Source organism: Pantoea sp. alder81 (genome assembly GCF_020179835.1).
Classification (GTDB): domain Bacteria; phylum Pseudomonadota; class Gammaproteobacteria; order Enterobacterales; family Enterobacteriaceae; genus Pantoea.
Window position 1 is genome coordinate 1 of record NZ_JAIUDA010000012.1, and the last position, 18249, is coordinate 18249.

Consider the following 18249-nt stretch of genomic DNA (forward strand, 5'->3'; position numbering starts at 1 on the left):
TCTGTAAAACGTCATAATGAATTTCATTATGTGTTCACTCGTGAGACTTGATATTTTTTACGTCCGGAGACGTTGATATCAATCCTGCGAGTGCCCACACAGATTGTCTGATAAATTGTTAAAGAGCAGTGCCGCGATTTCTCAAGCGGCGCGGGATGCGTATATTACGCTTTCCGCATTCTCAGTCAAGCATTTATTTTTGCTTTTCTGAAGGTTGCCTTGAAGACCACCTCCTGAACACTTCGCTTCGTAAGCCGTTGTTCCGTGTCAGTGGAGGCGCAGTATAGGGATTTCTTTTGGGCTGACAAGTGCTAATTACAAATTAAATTCTGAGTGTTGTTTTTTTCGTCGAAACCCCGCTAAATCGCCAGTTTTTCCAGCAACGGGAAGCCATAACGCTGAAGAACCGGTGATAATTGCATCACCTCATCATCCATGCGGGTGCAAAAAGCCACATTTTGATCTGAAGAAACTGCATGGGGTGCTTCATGCTCTAATAGCCATACCGTTCGGCGTGCAATGGCCGCACCTGAATCGACTAACCTTGTTCCTTCGGGCAACACCATTTGAAGCTCGTCACGCAATAGCGGGAAATGCGTGCATCCTAATACCACTGTGTCTGGTGGCTCTTTCATGCGCAGCCAGGGTTGCACAGCACGGCGCACATCAGCCAGCTCAACTTCTTCGCCATGCAGCTTCGCTTCCGCCAGCTCTACCAGTTCAGCAGAACCCAGCATTTCGATTTTGCATTCGCGCGCGAATTGCGCCACCAGCTCATGAGTATAAGGACGTTTTACCGTGCCACGTGTTGCTAACAATCCCACGACACCATTACGCGTGAGGCGCGCAGCAGGTTTGATCGCCGGCACAACACCGACAACAGGAAACTCAAAGCGCTCACGCAGTGCAGGTAAAGAAACGGTGCTGGCAGAGTTACAGGCGATAATCACTAATGCCAGTGGATAGCGTTGGGTAATTGCGTCAACGACGGCAACCACTCGCTCGACAATATAGTCTTCGGATTTTTCGCCATATGGAAAACCTTCATTATCGAAGGCGTATAGATAGTGAAGATCCGGCAGCAATTGCCGGACCTCATCATAGACGGAGAGCCCACCGACACCGGAGTCAAACACCAGCACGGTGGGACGCGGATCAGAAGCTGTAGCTGGCGCTGAGGTAATACTCCGTTCCTGGAGTTTGATAGCCATACACTGTCTCGTAATCTTTATCGAACAGGTTGGCAATTCTACCACGAACGGTGAGCTGTGATGTGACCGGATACGACACTGCAAGATCCCATAAGCTCACGCCGCCTAATTTCACGCGCTGCGGAGTATAAGAGTGGTTGTAGTCGTTATCGTAACGGTCGCCAAGATAGTGATAGGTCACAGACCAGTCAAAATCGTAGATCGTCCAGTCGAGTTGGTATTTCACCTGCTGCTTAGCACGGCGTGCCAGTTGCTGATTGGTCTCTGCATCACGCGCATCAACATAATCGTATGAGATCTGATGGCTTAGCGGGCCAGTATCGAAGGAAGCAGTAGCTTCGACACCTTTAATACGTGCTTTGTCGATGTTGTAATAAACGTAAGTGCTGGGATCGCTATCAATCAGATTGTCGATATCATTGCGATAACCCGATACACGCCAGTTTACCGGGCCAGTCAGCCCCTCAAAGCCCCCTTCCCACTGCTTGCTCTTTTCTGGCTTCAGATCCGGGTTACCATAGGTCTGGCTGTAAAGCTGTCCCAGATTCGGTGATTTGAATGCCGTACCGTAAGAGGCGAAGACACTGTAACCGTCCACAAACTCCCAGGCGGCACTGCTCTGCCAGGTGTTGTGCCAACCAAACGCATCATTGTCATCGCCACGCACCGCCCCTTCCAGCGTTACGCTGCCAAATTGCTGCTGTGCAGTGACATAAATACCGGTATTACGCTGCTCTTGCCCTTCAATCGTGGAGTTAGTACCCGGTTCCGAAGTCTGTTTCTGCCAGTCCACGCCACCACTGATGGCACCGTGCCCGACCTGCACCGTATTGCCCCACTGCAGATTGTACTGCTGCACATCATTTAATGAGGCAGTCGCATCATATTTACCGAGTTGCGGGCTGTAGTTGTAATCTTTGGTATGGCTATAGCTGGCGATTAACTGGGATGAGTAAATACCCTGATTGAAGCGCAGGCCGGTATCCCAGGTTTGGCTATAAAGCTGGCGGGTATCGACAAAGGTGTTTGGTTCTACGTAGGTAGGATAACCATCGTAAGCGGTGCGGTTATCAAAGCCATAGCCGCGTACAAAGCCGCTGAAATCATCGCTAAACTGATGCTCCAACGATCCATACAGGGTTTTACTCATAAAACCATCACGGTCTTTCTGCGCGGGATCGCCATACACGTCAGGTAAGTTCGCCACGACATCGTAGCCCTTGGTGTAAGTATAATTCCCCGCCATGGTGAGCTTGGTAGCATCACCCAGCATCTGCTGTGTAGAGCCATCATAGCTTTGGTAACCTTTGGAACCGACACCCGCCGTCAACGTTGTACCCGGTTTTCCACGGCCGGTGATGATGTTCACCACCCCACCAATCGCATCCGAGCCATACACAGCAGAACGTGCACCACGGATATATTCGATGCGCTGCACCAGTGACAACGGAATCTGGCTTAGATCAGACGAACCAGAAATACCCGCCTGATTGAGGCGAACGCCGTCAATTAATATCAGTACATGGCTGGAGTTAGTACCACGGATAAACATCGAGCTGGATTGACCAAGGCCACCGTTCTGCGCGATATCCACGCCAGGTAAACGGCGCATCACATCCGTCAGGCTTTTCGCCTGCCATCGATCTATCTCTTCACGGGTGACTACCGTCGTGGGCGCCAGCACCGATGAAACCGGCTGAGCGAAACGGTTAGCGGTAACGATTTGCGTATCATCATCCTGAGCGTAGCCATACGCAGCCCAGAGTGAAAGCGCCGTTGCACTGAAGGCACACAGCGTAGTGTTGCTTTTATTCATTGTTGTAAGCATCCAAAAGACGAAGCAGGATGCCGCAGGCCTGCGACCGATAGCACGCGATGGTCGTAGTAATTGCGACGTCACACCGGCAGGTCTTCGGGCTGAGAATCATAAATGGTGAAAAACTTCCCATCCCGCAGGACAGTGTTTGTAGATGCACTCACCACGACATTCTTTTACCGCTGCGCGTCAGCTCCAGATTCACACTGGATTCCCTTTTAACTCAAAGAGGCCGGCTGTCGCAGTCTAAGGCCAGGAAGGCTGGAAAGCCATCTTACCTTCACAGTACTGGACATCAGCAGGTGAATGCCTACAATCGCCCGGCAAGCTAGCTTATTACCAGGATTAAAGATGACACCCGAACAGCTCCCGATTGAACAATACGACGCGCAACTGGCGGAAAAAGTCAGCCGCTTACAGGCGATGATGGTGCCCTTTGCCGCGCCTGACGTGGAGGTGTTCCGCTCACCGGTCAGCCACTACCGTATGCGCGCAGAATTCCGCATCTGGCATGATGGCGACGATCTGTACCACATCATCTTTGATCAAGAGACAAAACAGCGCATCCGTGTAGATCAATTCCCCGCCGCCAGTGAATTGATCAACCAGCTGATGCCAAAATTGATCGATGCGATCCGTGATAACAAAGCGCTGCGTTTCAAACTGTTCCAGATCGACTACCTGTCGACGATGAGCAATCAGATTGTGATTTCGCTGTTGTATCACCGCAAGCTGGAAGCCGATTGGACCGAAGCGGCCACTGCATTGCGCGACACACTGCGCGCTGAAGGCATCGATGTGCAGTTGATTGGCCGTGCGACCAAAACCAAAATCTGCCTCGATCGCGATTACGTCGATGAGCGCCTGCCGGTCGCGGGCAAAGAGATGATTTATCGTCAGGTTGAAAACAGTTTCACCCAGCCGAACGCCGCGATGAATATTCAGATGCTGGAATGGGCGCTGGATGTCACTCAGGGCTCACGTGGTGATTTGCTGGAACTCTATTGCGGTAACGGCAATTTCTCGCTGGCGCTGGCACGTAACTTCCATCGCGTACTGGCGACGGAAATTGCGAAACCTTCAGTAGCATCAGCGCAGTACAACATTGCAGCCAACCAAATTGATAACGTGCAGATTATACGCATGGCGGCGGAAGAGTTTACGCAAGCGATGAATGGTGTACGCAGCTTTAATCGTTTGGAAGGCATCGACCTGAAGAGCTATCAATGCGAAACCATCTTTGTCGATCCACCACGTAGCGGGTTGGATGAGGAAACCGTGAAGATGGTGCAGGCGTATCCGCGTATCCTTTATATCTCCTGCAACCCGCAAACCCTGTGCGATAACCTTGCCACGCTAGGTGAAACCCATGAGGTGTCACGGCTGGCACTGTTCGACCAGTTCCCGTATACCCATCACATGGAATGCGGCGTCTGGCTGACACGCAAAGCGTAAAACAAAACGGGAACCCTGCGGTTCCCGTTATTGTATTTAGCTCTTGTTCCTGGCGCGGCGGAAGCGGGTAGCAATCCAGAACACCAGCGCCACCATCAAAATGGTGGGGATGAAGTTGGAACCGATATCCGGATATTCAGCACGTACCAGCGCGCTATACACCAGAATACCCAAAAGGAAAAACGCCGCGGCCAGTGAAGGCATGCCATCGGGCATATTGCGGTTGAGATAACGCTGATGAAGACACCAGGCCGCGAGGCCAAGGGCGATCAGCGGGAATATCGAAAATGGCACAAACGTACTGAACAGCACCGAAAAGGAGCCGTTGATCGCTAAACCGGTGATAAAAGCCAGTAACAGGGTTCCTTTATCGCGAGGGTTTTGCTCAATCATTTCATTATCCTTATCACATTACTCTTCGGGTTTTTCCAGGGTAACCGCCAGACGTTCCTGCTCCCGGCGATACCAGTAATAAGCGCCTTTGGCGATCATGCGCAATTGCAGCACCAGGCGATCTTCCAGCTTGCGGCGCTGTTCGTTATCCACATCCAGTGCTTCCGCACCGGCGCTGAACACGATGGTCACCATGGCTTCGGCCTGCGCTTCGGTAAAGCTGCGCGGCATACGATTTTCCAGCTCAAGGTAATCCGCAAGCTCAGCGATAAAGTGCTGAATTTCACGCGCGACTGCGGCACGGAACGCGGCCGATGTTCCGGAGCGCTCGCGTAGTAAGAGGCGAAAAGCGTTGGGATTGTTCCCGATAAATTCCATAAATGTCGAAACGGAGGTCTTGATGATGCTGCCGCCCTTGGCAATGCGCTGGCGTGCCTGACGCATCAGCTGGCGTAACATCAGTCCACTTTCGTCAACCATGGTCAGACCCAGTTCATCCACATCTTTAAAGTGACGATAAAACGAGGTAGGTGCAATCCCGGCTTCACGCGCAACTTCACGCAAACTCAGGCTGGCAAAACTCCTTTCTGCACTTAACTGACTGAAGGCTGCTTCAATCAGCGTACGCCTTGTACGTTCTTTCTGTTGCGCCCTGACGCCCATTTTCCCGGCCTTTTGAGTGATCTGGAAGGCACTATAACAAACTTTTCAGCGTACAGTGGCGCAAAGTTTGTGACCGCCTGTGTACCTCACGCTTTGTCAAAACTGGGGATTTTTCGCTGTTAGAATTCAGAAGTGCGCGGTGAGATGTTAGAATCTCGTTGTAAAAATGTGATAGAAAAAATAGGACGTACTGGTATGCAAAAGTCTTACGATTACGATGCCATTGTGATTGGCTCCGGTCCAGGCGGCGAAGGTGCGGCAATGGGCCTGGTGAAGCAGGGAGCGCGCATTGCAGTGATCGAACGCTACCATAATATCGGCGGCGGTTGTACTCACTGGGGGACCATCCCCTCCAAAGCTTTACGTCACGCTGTCAGCCGTATTATCGAGTTCAATCAAAACCCCCTTTATAGCGATCACACCCGACTCCTGCGCTCCTCATTTGCTGACATTCTGAATCACACCGAAAACGTTATCAGTCAGCAAACGGCAATGCGTCAGGGATTTTACGAGCGCAACCGTTGTGAGCTTTATCAGGGCGATGCCCATTTTGTTGATGCCAACACCATCGAAGTTGAACAACCCGATGGCACCCGCGAACGCTTAACCGCAGAAAAATTCGTGATTGCGTGCGGTTCACGTCCTTACCATCCTGCAGACGTCGACTTTACGCACCCACGCATTTACGACTCCGACTCTATCCTCAATCTGCATCATGAACCTGGCCATGTGATCATCTACGGCGCCGGTGTGATTGGTTGCGAATACGCGTCGATTTTCCGTGGCCTGAACGTCAAGGTGGATTTAATTAACACCCGCGATCGTTTGCTGGCCTTCCTCGATCAGGAAATGTCAGATTCGCTCTCTTATCACTTCTGGAACAGCGGCGTGGTGATTCGTCACAACGAAGAGTTTGAGAAGATTGAAGGTGTGAGTGATGGTGTGATTATGCACCTGAAGTCGGGCAAAAAAGTGAAAGCGGATTGCCTGCTGTACGCTAACGGCCGTACCGGTAACACCGATTCACTGGCGCTGGAAAATGTCGGGCTGGAAGCCGATGGTCGTGGCCTGTTGAAAGTGAACAGCATGTACCAGACTGCGCAGCCGCACATCTATGCGGTCGGCGACGTAATTGGTTATCCGAGTCTGGCTTCAGCGGCCTACGATCAGGGCCGTATTGCCGCACAGGCGATCATTAAAGGTGAAGCCACTGCCCATCTGATCGAGGATATTCCAACTGGGATTTACACTATTCCGGAGATCAGCTCAGTGGGTAAAACCGAGCAGCAGCTGACCGCGATGAAAGTGCCTTACGAAGTGGGTCGTGCGCAGTTCAAACATCTGGCGCGTGCGCAGATTGTGGGGATGCACGTGGGCAGTCTGAAAATCCTGTTCCATCGCGAAACCAAAGAGATTTTGGGGATTCACTGCTTTGGCGAACGTGCGGCGGAGATTATTCACATTGGCCAGGCCATCATGGAGCAGAAGAACGGCGGCAACACGATTGAGTACTTCGTGAATACCACCTTCAACTATCCGACCATGGCCGAGGCTTATCGTGTGGCCGCACTAAACGGTTTAAACCGCCTGTTTTAACGACGTGTCCAGATAACCCTGCATATGGGTTTTGATTGCTTCTGCCAGCTGCTCATAGCGGCTGCGCAGAGGTGATCCTGGGCGATACACCAGAGCAATCGTGCGCTGTGGAACTGGCTTATAACATGGCAGATAACACACGCCATCACGCACGCGTTCCTTCGGTACCGCCAGCGATGGCAGCAAGGTAATACCGCTTCCTGCCGCGACCATGTTGCGCAGCGTTTCGAGGCTGGTTGCACGGAAATGCGTGTCTTCATCTGCACCCGCTTCGAAGCAGAAGCCCATGGCCTGATCGCGCAAGCAGTGGCCATCTTCCAGCATCAACAGCTTTTCACCGGCCAGATCCGACATTGGCACACGATCACGATCGTGCCATGGGTGATCCTTGTAGATCGCCAGTTTCATCGGTTCATCAAACAGCGGCACTTCAATAAAGGCCTCGCTCTCTTTGACCAGCGCCAGAATGGCACAATCCAGTTTACCGCTGTCGAGCTGGGCCAGCAGTTGCTGCGTTTGCGCTTCGTGCAGGTACATTTCGAGTTTAGGGAAAGTTTGATGCAGCATAGGAATGATCTGCGGCAGCAAATATGGGCCAGTGGTTGGAATCAGACCAATATGCAGCGGTCCGGACATCGCTTCGCCCTGTTGGCTCGCCATCTCCTTCAGCACTTTGACTTCACGCAGCACAGTTCGCGCCTGATCCACCAGCAACAGTCCAGCCTGGGTAAATAACACTTTACGGCTGGTACGCTCCAGCAGCATCACACCGAGCTCATCTTCCAGCTTACGAATCTGCCCGCTTAAGGTAGGTTGGCTGACATGACACGCATCAGCTGCACGCCGGAAATGGCGATGCTCCGCAAGCGAAACCAGATACTCCAGATCACGAATGTTCATTGATTTCCTCCAAACCACGATAGCCCGTGGCGATAGATAGAATAGCAATGAACGATTAGCCCTATCAAGCGATGAACAGGAATAATACCGGCCATAGCAAGCAATGTTGAAAACGAAGTAGAGATGACATCGAGCATCACCTGCAATGAGCTCGAAAAATCATAGTGTTGGCCGGGAGTGCCAGCCCTTGATGATGTGCCTATAACAATATGTATTTCTGAAGCTAGAGGTTGGCGGGCTACCGAAAAGGAGCCCGCTCTTTTTTTTTACGCCAGACGCTTTTTCGCTTCAGCGATGGCAAACGCCACCTGCTGTGGTGACACGCCACCTTGCGCATTACGCTTGTCGAGGCAGGATTGCAGCGACAGAATCGGATAAACGTCATCCTCAATCACCGCACTGAACTGCTTCAACTGCGCCAGGCTTAACGCTTCCAGCGCCACGCCCTGCTTGATCGCTTCAACTACGGTTTCACCGACAATGTGGTGCGCTTCACGGAACGGTACACCTTTGGCCACCAGATAATCCGCCAGTTCGGTGGAGTTGGCGTAACCCTGCTCGGCCGCTTCCTGACAGCGTGGGCGTTTTACCTGAATGCCGTCCAGTACCAGTACCGACATGTGCAGACAATCCACCCAGGTATCGAGCGCATCGAACAGGCCTTCTTTGTCTTCCTGCATGTCTTTGTTGTAGGCCAGCGGCAAACCTTTCAGCGTCATCATCATGCCGGTCAGCGCGCCCTGTACACGGCCACATTTGCCGCGAATCAGTTCTAACGCATCCGGATTTTTCTTCTGTGGCATTAATGAAGAACCTGACGTCACTTTGTCAGACAGCTCAAGGAAGCCTGCTTCGCCGGTGTTGAAGAAGATCAGATCTTCGGCGAAGCGTGAGAGATGAATCATGCCGATAGAGGCATCGGACAGCAGCTCCAGCACGTGGTCACGATCAGACACGGTATCGAGGCTGTTGCGCGTGGCGGATGCGAAGCCTAACCAGCCCGCCAGCTGCTGACGATCGATTTCATACGCGGTGCCAGCCAGTGCGCCACAGCCCAGCGGACTGACATCCAGACGCTTCAGCGTATCCTGCAGACGGCTTTCATCACGCGCCAGCATTTCTACGTACGCCAGACACCAGTGCGCGAAGGTCACCGGCTGCGCGCGTTGCAGGTGCGTGTAACCCGGCATCACTGCATCCTGATTAGCTTCTGCAGTAGCAACGAGGGCTGATTGCAGTTCGCGCGTGGCGTCCAGCAGCACCGCGACCTGCTCTTTGCACCACAGTTTTAGATCGGTAGCGACCTGGTCGTTACGGCTACGGCCAGTGTGCAGTTTTTTGCCCAGGGCACCCACTTTGTCGATCAGCTTGCCCTCGACCCAGCTATGGATATCTTCGGCATCGCTTTGCAGAATCTGCTCGGGATTGGCGCGCACTTCTGCCAGCAGTTCATTCAATGCGGCTTCCAGTTGCTGCTGCTCATCGCTGCTCAGCACGTTCACGGTAACCAGCGCTTTAGACCAGGCTATCGAACCGGTGATGTCCTGCTCTGCCAGACGATAGTCAAAACGCAGTGAGTCGTTGAACTGTTTGAACCGTTGGTCTGCTGCCTGCGAAAAACGTCCGCCCCAAAGTGCCATCTGCTTTACTCCTGAATGCTGTTATAGAAAGGGCGGCCCGAAGCCGCCCTTGCAAAATGTGTTATCTGCTGCGGTGTTACTTCTTCTGCTCGTTCAGTGCACGAATGCGTGAAGAGAGAGAGAACAGACGGATAAAGCCGCCCGCGTGGCTGTGGTCGTAAACTTCGTCTTCGCCGAAGGTCGCGAACTCTTCAGAGTACAGGCTGTTGGCCGAGGTTTTCTGCGTTGTAGTGGCGTGGCCTTTGTACAGCTGCAGTACCACTTCGCCGTTTACCTCTTCTGCCAGTGATTCGGCAGCGGCCTGGATGGATTTACGCAGCGGCGCGAACCAGCGACCGTCATAAACCACGTAAGACATTTCATGGCCCAGCTGCTCACGCCATTTGAAGCTATCACGATCCAGTACTAACTGCTCAACCGCACGCAGCGCGTTGACCATGATGGTGCCGCCGGGGGTTTCATAGCAGCCGCGAGATTTGATACCGACCAGACGGTTTTCCACGATGTCGATACGACCCACACCGTGTTTTGCGCCCAGCACGTTCAGCTTTTCCAGACACTTGAACGGGCTCAGCTTCTCGCCATTGACCGCCACCACGCGACCTTTCTCAACGGTCACGGTGACGTTTTCAGGCTGATCTGGCGCTTCCAGTGGATCAACGGTCCACACCCAGCAATCTTTGTTCGGTGCGTTCGCTGGGCTTTCCAGTACGCCACCTTCAGTCGAGATGTGCCATGCGTTCTCATCACGGCTGTAGATTTTTTCCAGCGATGCGGTGGTCGGAATGTTGCGCTCTTTCAGGTAATCCAGCAGTGCTTCACGTGAACGCAGATCCCACTCACGCCATGGCGCAACGACTTTCAGCTGTGGAGCCAGTGCGGTATAGGTGGTTTCGAAACGCACCTGATCGTTACCCTTACCGGTCGCACCGTGGCACAGTGCATCCGCACCCACTTTCAGCGCCAGCTCAACCTGCGCTTTCGCGATGATTGGACGTGCCATTGAGGTACCCAGCAGGTAGGTGCCTTCGTACAGCGCACCGGTTTGCAGCACCGGATAAACGTATTCGCTGATGAACTCTTCACGCAGATCCGCAACGTGGCACTCAGAAGCACCAGACTGCAGTGCCTTCTTCTCAACGCCTTCCAGATCGGCTGGGTCCTGACCAATGTTGGCCACGAATGCCACTACTTCACAGCCACCGTAGTTCTCTTTCAACCATGGAATGATGGCTGAAGTATCAAGACCGCCGGAGTAGGCCAGAACGATTTTTTTGATGTTTTGCGTGCTCATATCTTAAATCCTTGATTATGCGAGAATCCGGGTGCCAATCGACACGCCGTTGAAAAGGGTTGGCAGCTGTTCAGCATGGCGCCAGCTGGCGATATCGACCGGGCGACCTAACGTGCGCGCAGCATCGAGTGCCGCGTTAACTTTAACGATCATGCCATCAGTGATAATGCCCTGGTCAATCAGCTGCTGGGCTTTCTCGGCCGTCATCTCTTCGATGCGCTGACCTTTGCCATCGAGAATACCGCTGACATCTGACAGCAGCACTAAATCTGCACCGATGGTCGCCGCCAGCGCGGTCGCCGCCTGGTCAGCGTTGACGTTCATCAGGTCGCCGCCATCGGTAATACCGATTGAGCTGATCACCGGCATATAGCCCGCACTCAGCAAGGTGTTGACCAGCGCCGGATTACCCGGCGTGGCGTTGCCTACATGGCCGAGTTCTTCATCGAACTGCGCCACGTTTACCAGGCCCGCATCGCCGAGGCACAAGCCCACAGCACCAATGCCGTACTTCTTCGCCCAGGCCAGCAAGGTCTTATTCGCTGTACCCGCTAAAGCACCGGTAATAATGTCAATCTGATCGGCTGGCGTCACGCGCAAACCGTTCTTCTTTTTCACCGGCAGCGCGAGCTTCTTCATTAGCTCGTCAACCAGGCAGCCGCCGCCGTGCACAATGATCAGCGGGCGCTGATGTTCATTGCGGTAGGCCAGCAGCGCATCAAACAAGCGGGCCAGCGCTTCTTCGTTATCCAGCAGCACGCCACCCAGTTTAATGATTAATGGATTCATGGCAGTTTCCGTCCGTTAAATCAGTGACAGCGTTTCGGGGAAGCCGAAACGAATGTTTAAGCATTGAACCGCCTGCGAAGAGGCACCTTTCAACAGGTTATCTTCGGCAGCGACCACGATCAGGTGTTCACCCTGCATGGCAAAACCGATATCGCAGAACGGCAAACCGACGACCGCTTTCAGCGCCGGCACACCTTTGTCATACACACGCACCAGCGGTTTGTCGTGGTAAGCCTTGTGGAAGGCATCCGCCACGTCTTGCTGCGTCACGCCCGCTTTCAGGCGGCAGGTGGTAGTAGAAAGAATTCCGCGCGGGAAGCTGCCCAGATGCGGGGTGAAAATCACAGGCGTACCGAGATGCGCCACGATTTCAGGATGATGACGATGATTGAACAGGCCATATGGCTGCAGGCTGACTTCACAGAAGCTGGTGCCGACGTTGGCTTTACGCCCTGCTCCGCTCACACCACTGGTGGCATTGATCACCGGCCATTGTGCATCGTTAAGCAATCCCGCTTCGACCAGCGGTTTCAATGACAGCTGCGCCGCCGTGGGATAGCAACCGGGTACTGCCACCAGCTGCGCATCTTTAATTTTATCATGCTGCCATTCGGCCAGGCCGTAGACAGCTTTATCCAGCCAATCCTGATGCTGATGGCTGAAACCATAATATTGGGTATAGAAAGCATCGTCGTTGACACGGAATGCACCGGAAAGGTCGAACACCACGCAGCCTGCTTTGAGGAATTCGGGCGCCAGATCGTGGCTGACTTCGTGCGCAGTCGCGAGGAACACCACATCGACTTTATCGGCCCATTCTGCGGCATCACTCAGCGGCTGCAGTGGCAAATCGACAATGCCTTTCAGCTGCGGATGCAGATCAGACAGTAATTTTCCGGCATCCGGGCTTTGCGCTGAAACCGCCAAAGCGGTTATGTTCATATGCGGATGGCGATTCAGGTAAGTGGCAAGCTCTACGCCAGCATAACCACTGGCACCAACGATCAGCGTATTCAACATCAGGCTGTAACCCTTATTTACAGTCACTCATTCCGGGTCGCGGCTTTGCCCCGTTGCCCACGATGCCGTTTGCAGATGATTTTACCCTTCACATGCAAGCGACGTTATTGTATTTTTATTCACTATTAATGCATGAATATTGATACATCCTAACCCAAGGACCGTCAACAGTGAAGACAAAATTACCACCTTTTATCGAACTCTACCGCCAGTTGATTGCCACACCATCAATCAGCGCCACCGACAGCGCGCTGGATCAGAGCAATGAAACTTTAATCAATTTGCTGGCGGGCTGGTTCCGCGATTTAGGCTTCAGTGTTGAAGTCCAGCCGGTGCCGGGCACTCGCCATAAATTCAATATGCTGGCACGTAGCGGATTGGGTGCTGGCGGCCTGCTGCTGGCGGGCCATACTGACACCGTTCCCTATGATGATGGCCGCTGGACACGCGATCCCTTCACGCTGACCGAGCACGACAACAAGCTGTACGGTTTGGGTACGGCAGATATGAAAGGCTTCTTTGCCTTTATTCTGGATGCGCTGCGTGACGTTGACGTGACCAAACTGAGTAAGCCGCTGTACATCCTTGCAACCGCCGATGAAGAAACCACCATGGCCGGGGCGAAGTATTTCTCTGAAACCACTCAGCTGCGTCCAGATTGCGCCATCATCGGTGAGCCGACCTCGCTGAAGCCGGTGCGTGCGCACAAAGGTCATCTGTCGAACGTGATTCGTATTCAGGGCCAGTCAGGTCACTCCAGCGATCCCTCACGCGGCGTGAATGCCATTGAGCTGATGCATGAGTCCATCACCCAACTGATGCAACTGCGCAATACCCTGAAAAATCGTTATAACCACGACGGTTTCGCTATCCCTTACCCAACCATGAACCTGGGTCACATTAACGGTGGTGATGCCGCAAACCGTATCTGCGCTTGCTGTGAATTACACATGGATATTCGTCCACTGCCGGGCTTAACCCTGAGCGATCTGGATGGTTTGCTGAATGAAGCACTGGCGCCGGTAAGCGAACGTTGGCCAGGCCGTTTAACCGTGGGCGAACTGCATCCGCCGATTCCTGGCTACGAATGTCCAGCCGATCATGAGCTGGTGAAAGTGGTAGAGAAATTGCTGGGCGTGCCGACCGAAGTGGTGAACTATTGCACCGAAGCGCCTTTTATCCAGCAATTGTGTCCAACGCTGGTTTTAGGCCCAGGATCGATCAATCAGGCGCATCAACCTGATGAGTTTATCGATACCGCATTTATTAAGCCAACTCATGCGCTTATCACGCAGGTTGTGCAGCATTTTTGTCACTGATTAACAATAGATGGGGCAATTCACTGTTAAAACAGTAAATTGCCCGGTCATTGTTCGGGATTTAATAATAAGAATAACTTATCTCGCTTCCCCTCACTTTAATTCTATGAATTTCCGGTAGTTAGCAGCGAATTATCGTCAATTTAAGTCAATTGACGAATAGGAAGAACCGTGGCTAGATAAAAGACGATGTTATGCCCGTTGGGTGTAAGGGTACTTTCAAGACGATAAGGGTGTCAGGGTCAAATGAACGAACAATATTCCGCAATGCGAAGTAATGTCAGTATGCTCGGCAAACTGCTCGGGGATACGATAAAGGATGCACTGGGAGAGAACATCCTCGATCGGGTGGAAACCATCCGCAAACTCTCTAAGTCCTCCCGCGCAGGCAATGACACCGATCGTAAGGAACTGCTGAACACGCTGCAAAATCTCTCTAATGACGAGCTGCTGCCCGTCGCGCGTGCGTTTAGTCAGTTCCTCAACCTGACCAACGTGGCAGAGCAGTATCAGACCATTTCCCGCAGCGGCGATGGCGCGAACAATCCTGAAATCCTGAAGAAGACCTTTGAACGTCTGAAGCAGCAGAACGACATCAGCGAAAGTTCGATTCGCCAGGCGATCGAAGAACTGTCGCTGGAGCTGGTGCTGACCGCTCACCCAACCGAAATCACCCGTCGCACGCTGATCCACATGCTGGGCGAAGTGAACAGCTGCCTGCAGCAGCTCGATCACAGCGACATCTCTGATTACGAACGCACGCAAGTGATGCGTCGTTTGCGCCAATTAGTCGCGCAAGCCTGGCATACCGATGAAATCCGCAAGTATCGCCCAACGCCGATTGATGAAGCCAAATGGGGCTTTGCGGTCGTCGAAAACAGCCTGTGGCAAGGCGTGCCGGCTTTCCTGCGCGAGCTGAATGAGCAGGTTGAAGAGACCTTCGGCATTAAACTGCCGGTGGATTTCGTGCCGATTAAATTCACCTCGTGGATGGGTGGCGATCGCGACGGCAACCCGAACGTCACTGCGCCTATCACGCGCCATGCGATGCAGCTGAGCCGCTGGAAAGCCGCCGACCTGTTCCTGCGCGACGTGGGCGTGCTGATCTCAGAGCTATCGATGTCAGAATGCAGCGATGAAGTGCGCGAACTGTGCGGCGATCCAGAAGCGCTGGAACCGTACCGCATGATCCTGAAGCGTATTCGTGGCCAGCTGATGACCACACAAGCGTATTTAGGCCGTCGCTTGAAAGGCGAACGCCTGCCGCGCCCTGCCGACCTGCTGGTGTCCAACGATCAGCTGTGGCAACCGCTGTACGCGATTTATCAATCACTGCAGCAATGTGGCATGGGCATCATCGCCAACGGGCAGCTGCTGGATACGCTGCGTCGCGTGAAGTGCTTTGGCGTGCCGCTGGTGCGCATCGATATCCGCCAGGAGAGCACCCGTCATACCGAAGCCATTGCCGAAGTCACCCGCTATCTGGGTCTGGGCGATTATGAAAGCTGGTCAGAAGCCGACAAACAGGCGTTCCTGATCCGCGAACTGAATTCCAAACGTCCGCTGCTGCCGCATCAATGGGAGCCAGGTGACAACACCCGCGAAGTGCTGGATACCTGTAAAGTGGTGGCCGAAGCACCGCAAGGCTCCATCGCCTCTTACGTGATTTCCATGGCGAAAACGCCGTCGGACGTGCTGGCGGTGCATTTGCTGCTGAAGGAAGCCGGCATTCCTTACGCGATGCCGGTGGCGCCACTGTTCGAAACCCTCGACGATTTGAACAACGCCAATGACGTGATGACGCAATTGCTGAGCATCGATTGGTATCGCGGCTTCATCAACGGCAAACAGATGGTGATGATTGGTTATTCCGACTCGGCAAAAGATGCCGGCGTGATGGCCGCCAGCTGGGCGCAATACGAAGCACAGGATGCGTTGATTAAAACCTGTGAGAAAGCCGGCATCACGCTGACGCTGTTCCACGGACGCGGCGGTTCCATCGGCCGTGGCGGCGCACCTGCGCACGCAGCACTGCTGTCGCAACCGCCGGGCAGCCTGAAAGGCGGCTTGCGCGTGACCGAACAGGGCGAGATGATTCGCTTCAAATACGGTTTGCCAGAAGTCACCATCGCCAGCCTGTCGCTGTATACCGGTGCGATTCTCGAAGCCAACCTGATGCCACCGCCAGAGCCTAAGCGCGAGTGGAAAGAGATCATGAACGGTTTGTCAGCCCACTCCTGCGCCATGTACCGCGGTTATGTGCGTGAAAATCCGGACTTCGTGCCGTACTTCCGCTCGGCCACGCCAGAGCAAGAGTTGGGTAAATTGCCGCTCGGTTCACGTCCGGCTAAGCGTCGTCCTACCGGCGGCGTGGAATCGCTGCGTGCCATCCCATGGATCTTCGCCTGGACGCAGAACCGCTTGATGCTGCCCGCCTGGCTGGGTGCTGGCGCGGCGTTGCAGAAAGCAATGGATGAAGGTCATCAGGATCAGCTGGAAGCGATGTGCAGCGAGTGGCCGTTCTTCGCCACCCGTCTGGGCATGCTGGAGATGGTGTTCTCGAAAGCCGACCTGTGGCTGGCGGAATACTACGATCAGCGTCTGGTGGATAAATCACTGTGGCCACTGGGCCAGCAGCTGCGCGATCAGCTGGCTGCGGACATCAAAGCCGTGTTGACCATCGCCAACGATGCGCATTTGATGGCCGACCAGCCGTGGATTGCCGAGTCTATTGCGCTGCGTAATGTCTACACCGATCCCCTCAACGTGCTGCAGGCTGAACTGCTGCATCGTGCACGTGCGCAGGAAGAGCGTGGTGATGAGCCGGATGCGCGTGTTGAACAAGCGCTGATGGTGACGATTGCGGGTGTGGCAGCGGGTATGCGTAATACCGGCTAGTTGCGGTATGCGCTAATCATGAAGGGGCCAATCTGGCCCTTTTTTTATGGGCACAATATTGCAAAGCGGGAAGAAGCGGCAAATGGAGTAAAGCGTTGGGCGCCATGGATGGCGCACGCCGAGCGATCAGGGACGAGACAGCGACTTTACGTAATTGCCGCTTCTTTCCGCGACACGCACTGCCCAACATAAAAGAGGGCGCATGGCCCTCTTCATCGTGATTCCATCTTAGATAATCAGGCCGAGGCAGCCGGACGCACACCCAGAGTGTGACAGATGGCGTAGCTTAGCTCTGCTCGGTTCAGCGTATAGAAATGGAAATCTTTCACCCCTTCACGCGACAGGATTTTCACCATGTCCATGGCGATGTTAGCGCCGACCATTTTGCGGGTTTCTGGATCGTCATCCAGTCCGGCAAACATCGCATTCATCCAACCCGGCACACGCACATTGGTCATGGTGGCAAAGCGCTGTAACTGTTTGAAGTTTGATACCGGCAAAATGCCCGGCACAATTTCCACGTCGATGCCGGTCGAGACGCAGCGATCGCGGAATCGCAGATAACTTTCGACATCAAAGAAGAACTGCGTGATAGCGCGGTTAGCACCGGCATCAACCTTACGCTTCAGGTTGATCAAATCCGCCTGGGCGCTTTTCGCTTCAGGATGCACTTCCGGATAAGCGGCTACCGAGATATCAAAATCGCCTACCTCTTTCAGCAATTCGACCAAATCAGCGCCGTACATCTCAGGCTTGCCGCTGCCTGGTGGCAAATCACCGCGCAGCGCCACAATGTGGCGAATGCCGTTTTCCCAGTAGTCACGGGCAATGCCGCGCAGTTCATCGCGCGTGGCATCGATGCAGGTCAGATGCGGAGCCGCTTCCAGACCGGTGCGCTCTTTGATGCCTTTGATGATGCTGTGCGTACGGTCGCGTTCGCCGGAGTTAGCACCGTATGTCACGGAGAGGAATTTCGGTTTCAGGATGCTTAGTCGGTCGATTGAGCTCCACAGGGTTTCTTCCATTTCACTGGTGCGAGGCGGGAAAAATTCAAAAGAGACATTAATTTGCCCGTTCAGCTCAGCCAGGCTTTGGTTCAACGCTTCGCGCTGATTGGCGTGAAAGAAACTCATCCAGATTACCTCGTCGTCACATATTGATTAACTTGCGGCCTGCGAACATCCATACGTTTAGACGTCCAGATGCTCAAAATGAACTATTCGCGCGTATGCGTCAACTTAAAATTAATGTACAG

At 53.6% G+C, this 18249-nt stretch carries 14 protein-coding genes and 1 riboswitch; of the genes, 4 read left to right on the forward strand and 10 right to left on the reverse strand.

All coding sequences use genetic code 11. The features are described 5' to 3' along the window. Positions 1 to 359 precede the first annotated feature (359 nt). Positions 360 to 1211: a glutamate racemase gene (murI, locus tag LBW88_RS23675; RefSeq protein WP_224934939.1), complete on the reverse strand. Its 852-nt coding sequence runs from the start codon at positions 1209 to 1211 to the stop codon at positions 360 to 362. Beyond that, complete coding sequence (gene btuB, locus LBW88_RS23680) at positions 1156 to 3027, reverse strand: TonB-dependent vitamin B12 receptor BtuB (protein WP_224934941.1); 1872 nt, start codon at positions 3025 to 3027, stop codon at positions 1156 to 1158. Before btuB ends, murI begins: the two co-directional genes overlap by 56 nt. Positions 3028 to 3096: 69 nt before the next feature. Then, positions 3097 to 3279, reverse strand: a riboswitch (cobalamin riboswitch). 99 nt (positions 3280 to 3378) lie between these two features. Here btuB and trmA point away from each other — a divergent pair. Beyond that, positions 3379 to 4482 (forward strand): tRNA (uridine(54)-C5)-methyltransferase TrmA, encoded by a 1104-nt coding sequence (gene trmA, locus LBW88_RS23685; RefSeq protein ID WP_224934943.1) that lies wholly within the window; start codon positions 3379 to 3381, stop codon positions 4480 to 4482. A gap of 36 nt (positions 4483 to 4518) precedes the next feature. Here the strand turns inward: trmA and LBW88_RS23690 are convergent, their stop codons facing one another. After that, the gene (locus tag LBW88_RS23690) at positions 4519 to 4875 is read right to left on the reverse strand and encodes a YijD family membrane protein (RefSeq protein ID WP_034823705.1); all 357 of its coding nucleotides are present in this window, start codon (positions 4873 to 4875) and stop codon (positions 4519 to 4521) included. An 18-nt stretch (positions 4876 to 4893) separates the two neighbouring features. Then, positions 4894 to 5538, reverse strand: a complete 645-nt coding sequence (fabR, locus tag LBW88_RS23695; RefSeq protein ID WP_224934945.1) for an HTH-type transcriptional repressor FabR — start codon at positions 5536 to 5538, stop codon at positions 4894 to 4896. A 195-nt stretch (positions 5539 to 5733) separates the two neighbouring features. On the opposite strand from fabR, the gene sthA reads away from it, so the two are divergent. Then, positions 5734 to 7134 (forward strand): Si-specific NAD(P)(+) transhydrogenase, encoded by a 1401-nt coding sequence (sthA, locus tag LBW88_RS23700; protein ID WP_021506825.1) that lies wholly within the window; start codon positions 5734 to 5736, stop codon positions 7132 to 7134. On the opposite strand, the gene oxyR is transcribed toward sthA, so the two are convergent. The 5 genes from oxyR to argC all read right to left on the reverse strand — a co-directional run bounded on the left by oxyR (position 7117) and on the right by argC (position 12777). Then, the gene (gene oxyR, locus LBW88_RS23705; RefSeq protein WP_224934947.1) at positions 7117 to 8034 is read right to left on the reverse strand and encodes a DNA-binding transcriptional regulator OxyR; all 918 of its coding nucleotides are present in this window, start codon (positions 8032 to 8034) and stop codon (positions 7117 to 7119) included. The two genes, sthA and oxyR, sit on opposite strands and share 18 nt — an antisense overlap. 266 nt (positions 8035 to 8300) lie before the next feature. Then, a complete protein-coding gene (gene argH, locus LBW88_RS23710; protein ID WP_224934949.1) occupies positions 8301 to 9674 on the reverse strand; it encodes an argininosuccinate lyase in 1374 nt (457 codons plus the stop codon). Between the two features lie 76 nt (positions 9675 to 9750). Beyond that, complete coding sequence (locus tag LBW88_RS23715) at positions 9751 to 10968, reverse strand: argininosuccinate synthase (RefSeq protein WP_224934951.1); 1218 nt, start codon at positions 10966 to 10968, stop codon at positions 9751 to 9753. 15 nt (positions 10969 to 10983) lie between these two features. Next, positions 10984 to 11757, reverse strand: coding sequence for an acetylglutamate kinase (gene argB / locus LBW88_RS23720; RefSeq protein WP_224934953.1), 774 nt, complete (start codon positions 11755 to 11757; stop codon positions 10984 to 10986). A gap of 15 nt (positions 11758 to 11772) precedes the next feature. Beyond that, a complete protein-coding gene (gene argC / locus LBW88_RS23725) occupies positions 11773 to 12777 on the reverse strand; it encodes an N-acetyl-gamma-glutamyl-phosphate reductase (RefSeq protein WP_200577840.1) in 1005 nt (334 codons plus the stop codon). 170 nt (positions 12778 to 12947) lie between these two features. On the opposite strand from argC, the gene argE reads away from it, so the two are divergent. Then, a complete protein-coding gene (argE, locus tag LBW88_RS23730) occupies positions 12948 to 14096 on the forward strand; it encodes an acetylornithine deacetylase (RefSeq protein WP_224934955.1) in 1149 nt (382 codons plus the stop codon). 246 nt (positions 14097 to 14342) lie between these two features. Next, positions 14343 to 16994, forward strand: coding sequence for a phosphoenolpyruvate carboxylase (gene ppc, locus LBW88_RS23735; RefSeq protein WP_224934957.1), 2652 nt, complete (start codon positions 14343 to 14345; stop codon positions 16992 to 16994). 236 nt (positions 16995 to 17230) lie between these two features. On the opposite strand, the gene metF is transcribed toward ppc, so the two are convergent. Further along, positions 17231 to 18127 (reverse strand): methylenetetrahydrofolate reductase, encoded by an 897-nt coding sequence (metF, locus tag LBW88_RS23740; RefSeq protein WP_224934959.1) that lies wholly within the window; start codon positions 18125 to 18127, stop codon positions 17231 to 17233. Between the last annotated feature and the right edge of the window lie 122 nt (positions 18128 to 18249).

What these genes read in the sequence shown, in the direction of transcription:
- murI (WP_224934939.1), bottom strand. Translation starts at nt 1,211, where the DNA reads ATGGCTATCAAACTCCAGGAACGGAGTATTACCTCAGCGCCAGCTACA.
- btuB (WP_224934941.1), bottom strand. Translation starts at nt 3,027, where the DNA reads ATGAATAAAAGCAACACTACGCTGTGTGCCTTCAGTGCAACGGCGCTT.
- trmA (WP_224934943.1), top strand. Translation starts at nt 3,379, where the DNA reads ATGACACCCGAACAGCTCCCGATTGAACAATACGACGCGCAACTGGCG.
- LBW88_RS23690 (WP_034823705.1), bottom strand. Translation starts at nt 4,875, where the DNA reads ATGATTGAGCAAAACCCTCGCGATAAAGGAACCCTGTTACTGGCTTTT.
- fabR (WP_224934945.1), bottom strand. Translation starts at nt 5,538, where the DNA reads ATGGGCGTCAGGGCGCAACAGAAAGAACGTACAAGGCGTACGCTGATT.
- sthA (WP_021506825.1), top strand. Translation starts at nt 5,734, where the DNA reads ATGCAAAAGTCTTACGATTACGATGCCATTGTGATTGGCTCCGGTCCA.
- oxyR (WP_224934947.1), bottom strand. Translation starts at nt 8,034, where the DNA reads ATGAACATTCGTGATCTGGAGTATCTGGTTTCGCTTGCGGAGCATCGC.
- argH (WP_224934949.1), bottom strand. Translation starts at nt 9,674, where the DNA reads ATGGCACTTTGGGGCGGACGTTTTTCGCAGGCAGCAGACCAACGGTTC.
- LBW88_RS23715 (WP_224934951.1), bottom strand. Translation starts at nt 10,968, where the DNA reads ATGAGCACGCAAAACATCAAAAAAATCGTTCTGGCCTACTCCGGCGGT.
- argB (WP_224934953.1), bottom strand. Translation starts at nt 11,757, where the DNA reads ATGAATCCATTAATCATTAAACTGGGTGGCGTGCTGCTGGATAACGAA.
- argC (WP_200577840.1), bottom strand. Translation starts at nt 12,777, where the DNA reads ATGTTGAATACGCTGATCGTTGGTGCCAGTGGTTATGCTGGCGTAGAG.
- ppc (WP_224934957.1), top strand. Translation starts at nt 14,343, where the DNA reads ATGAACGAACAATATTCCGCAATGCGAAGTAATGTCAGTATGCTCGGC.
- metF (WP_224934959.1), bottom strand. Translation starts at nt 18,127, where the DNA reads ATGAGTTTCTTTCACGCCAATCAGCGCGAAGCGTTGAACCAAAGCCTG.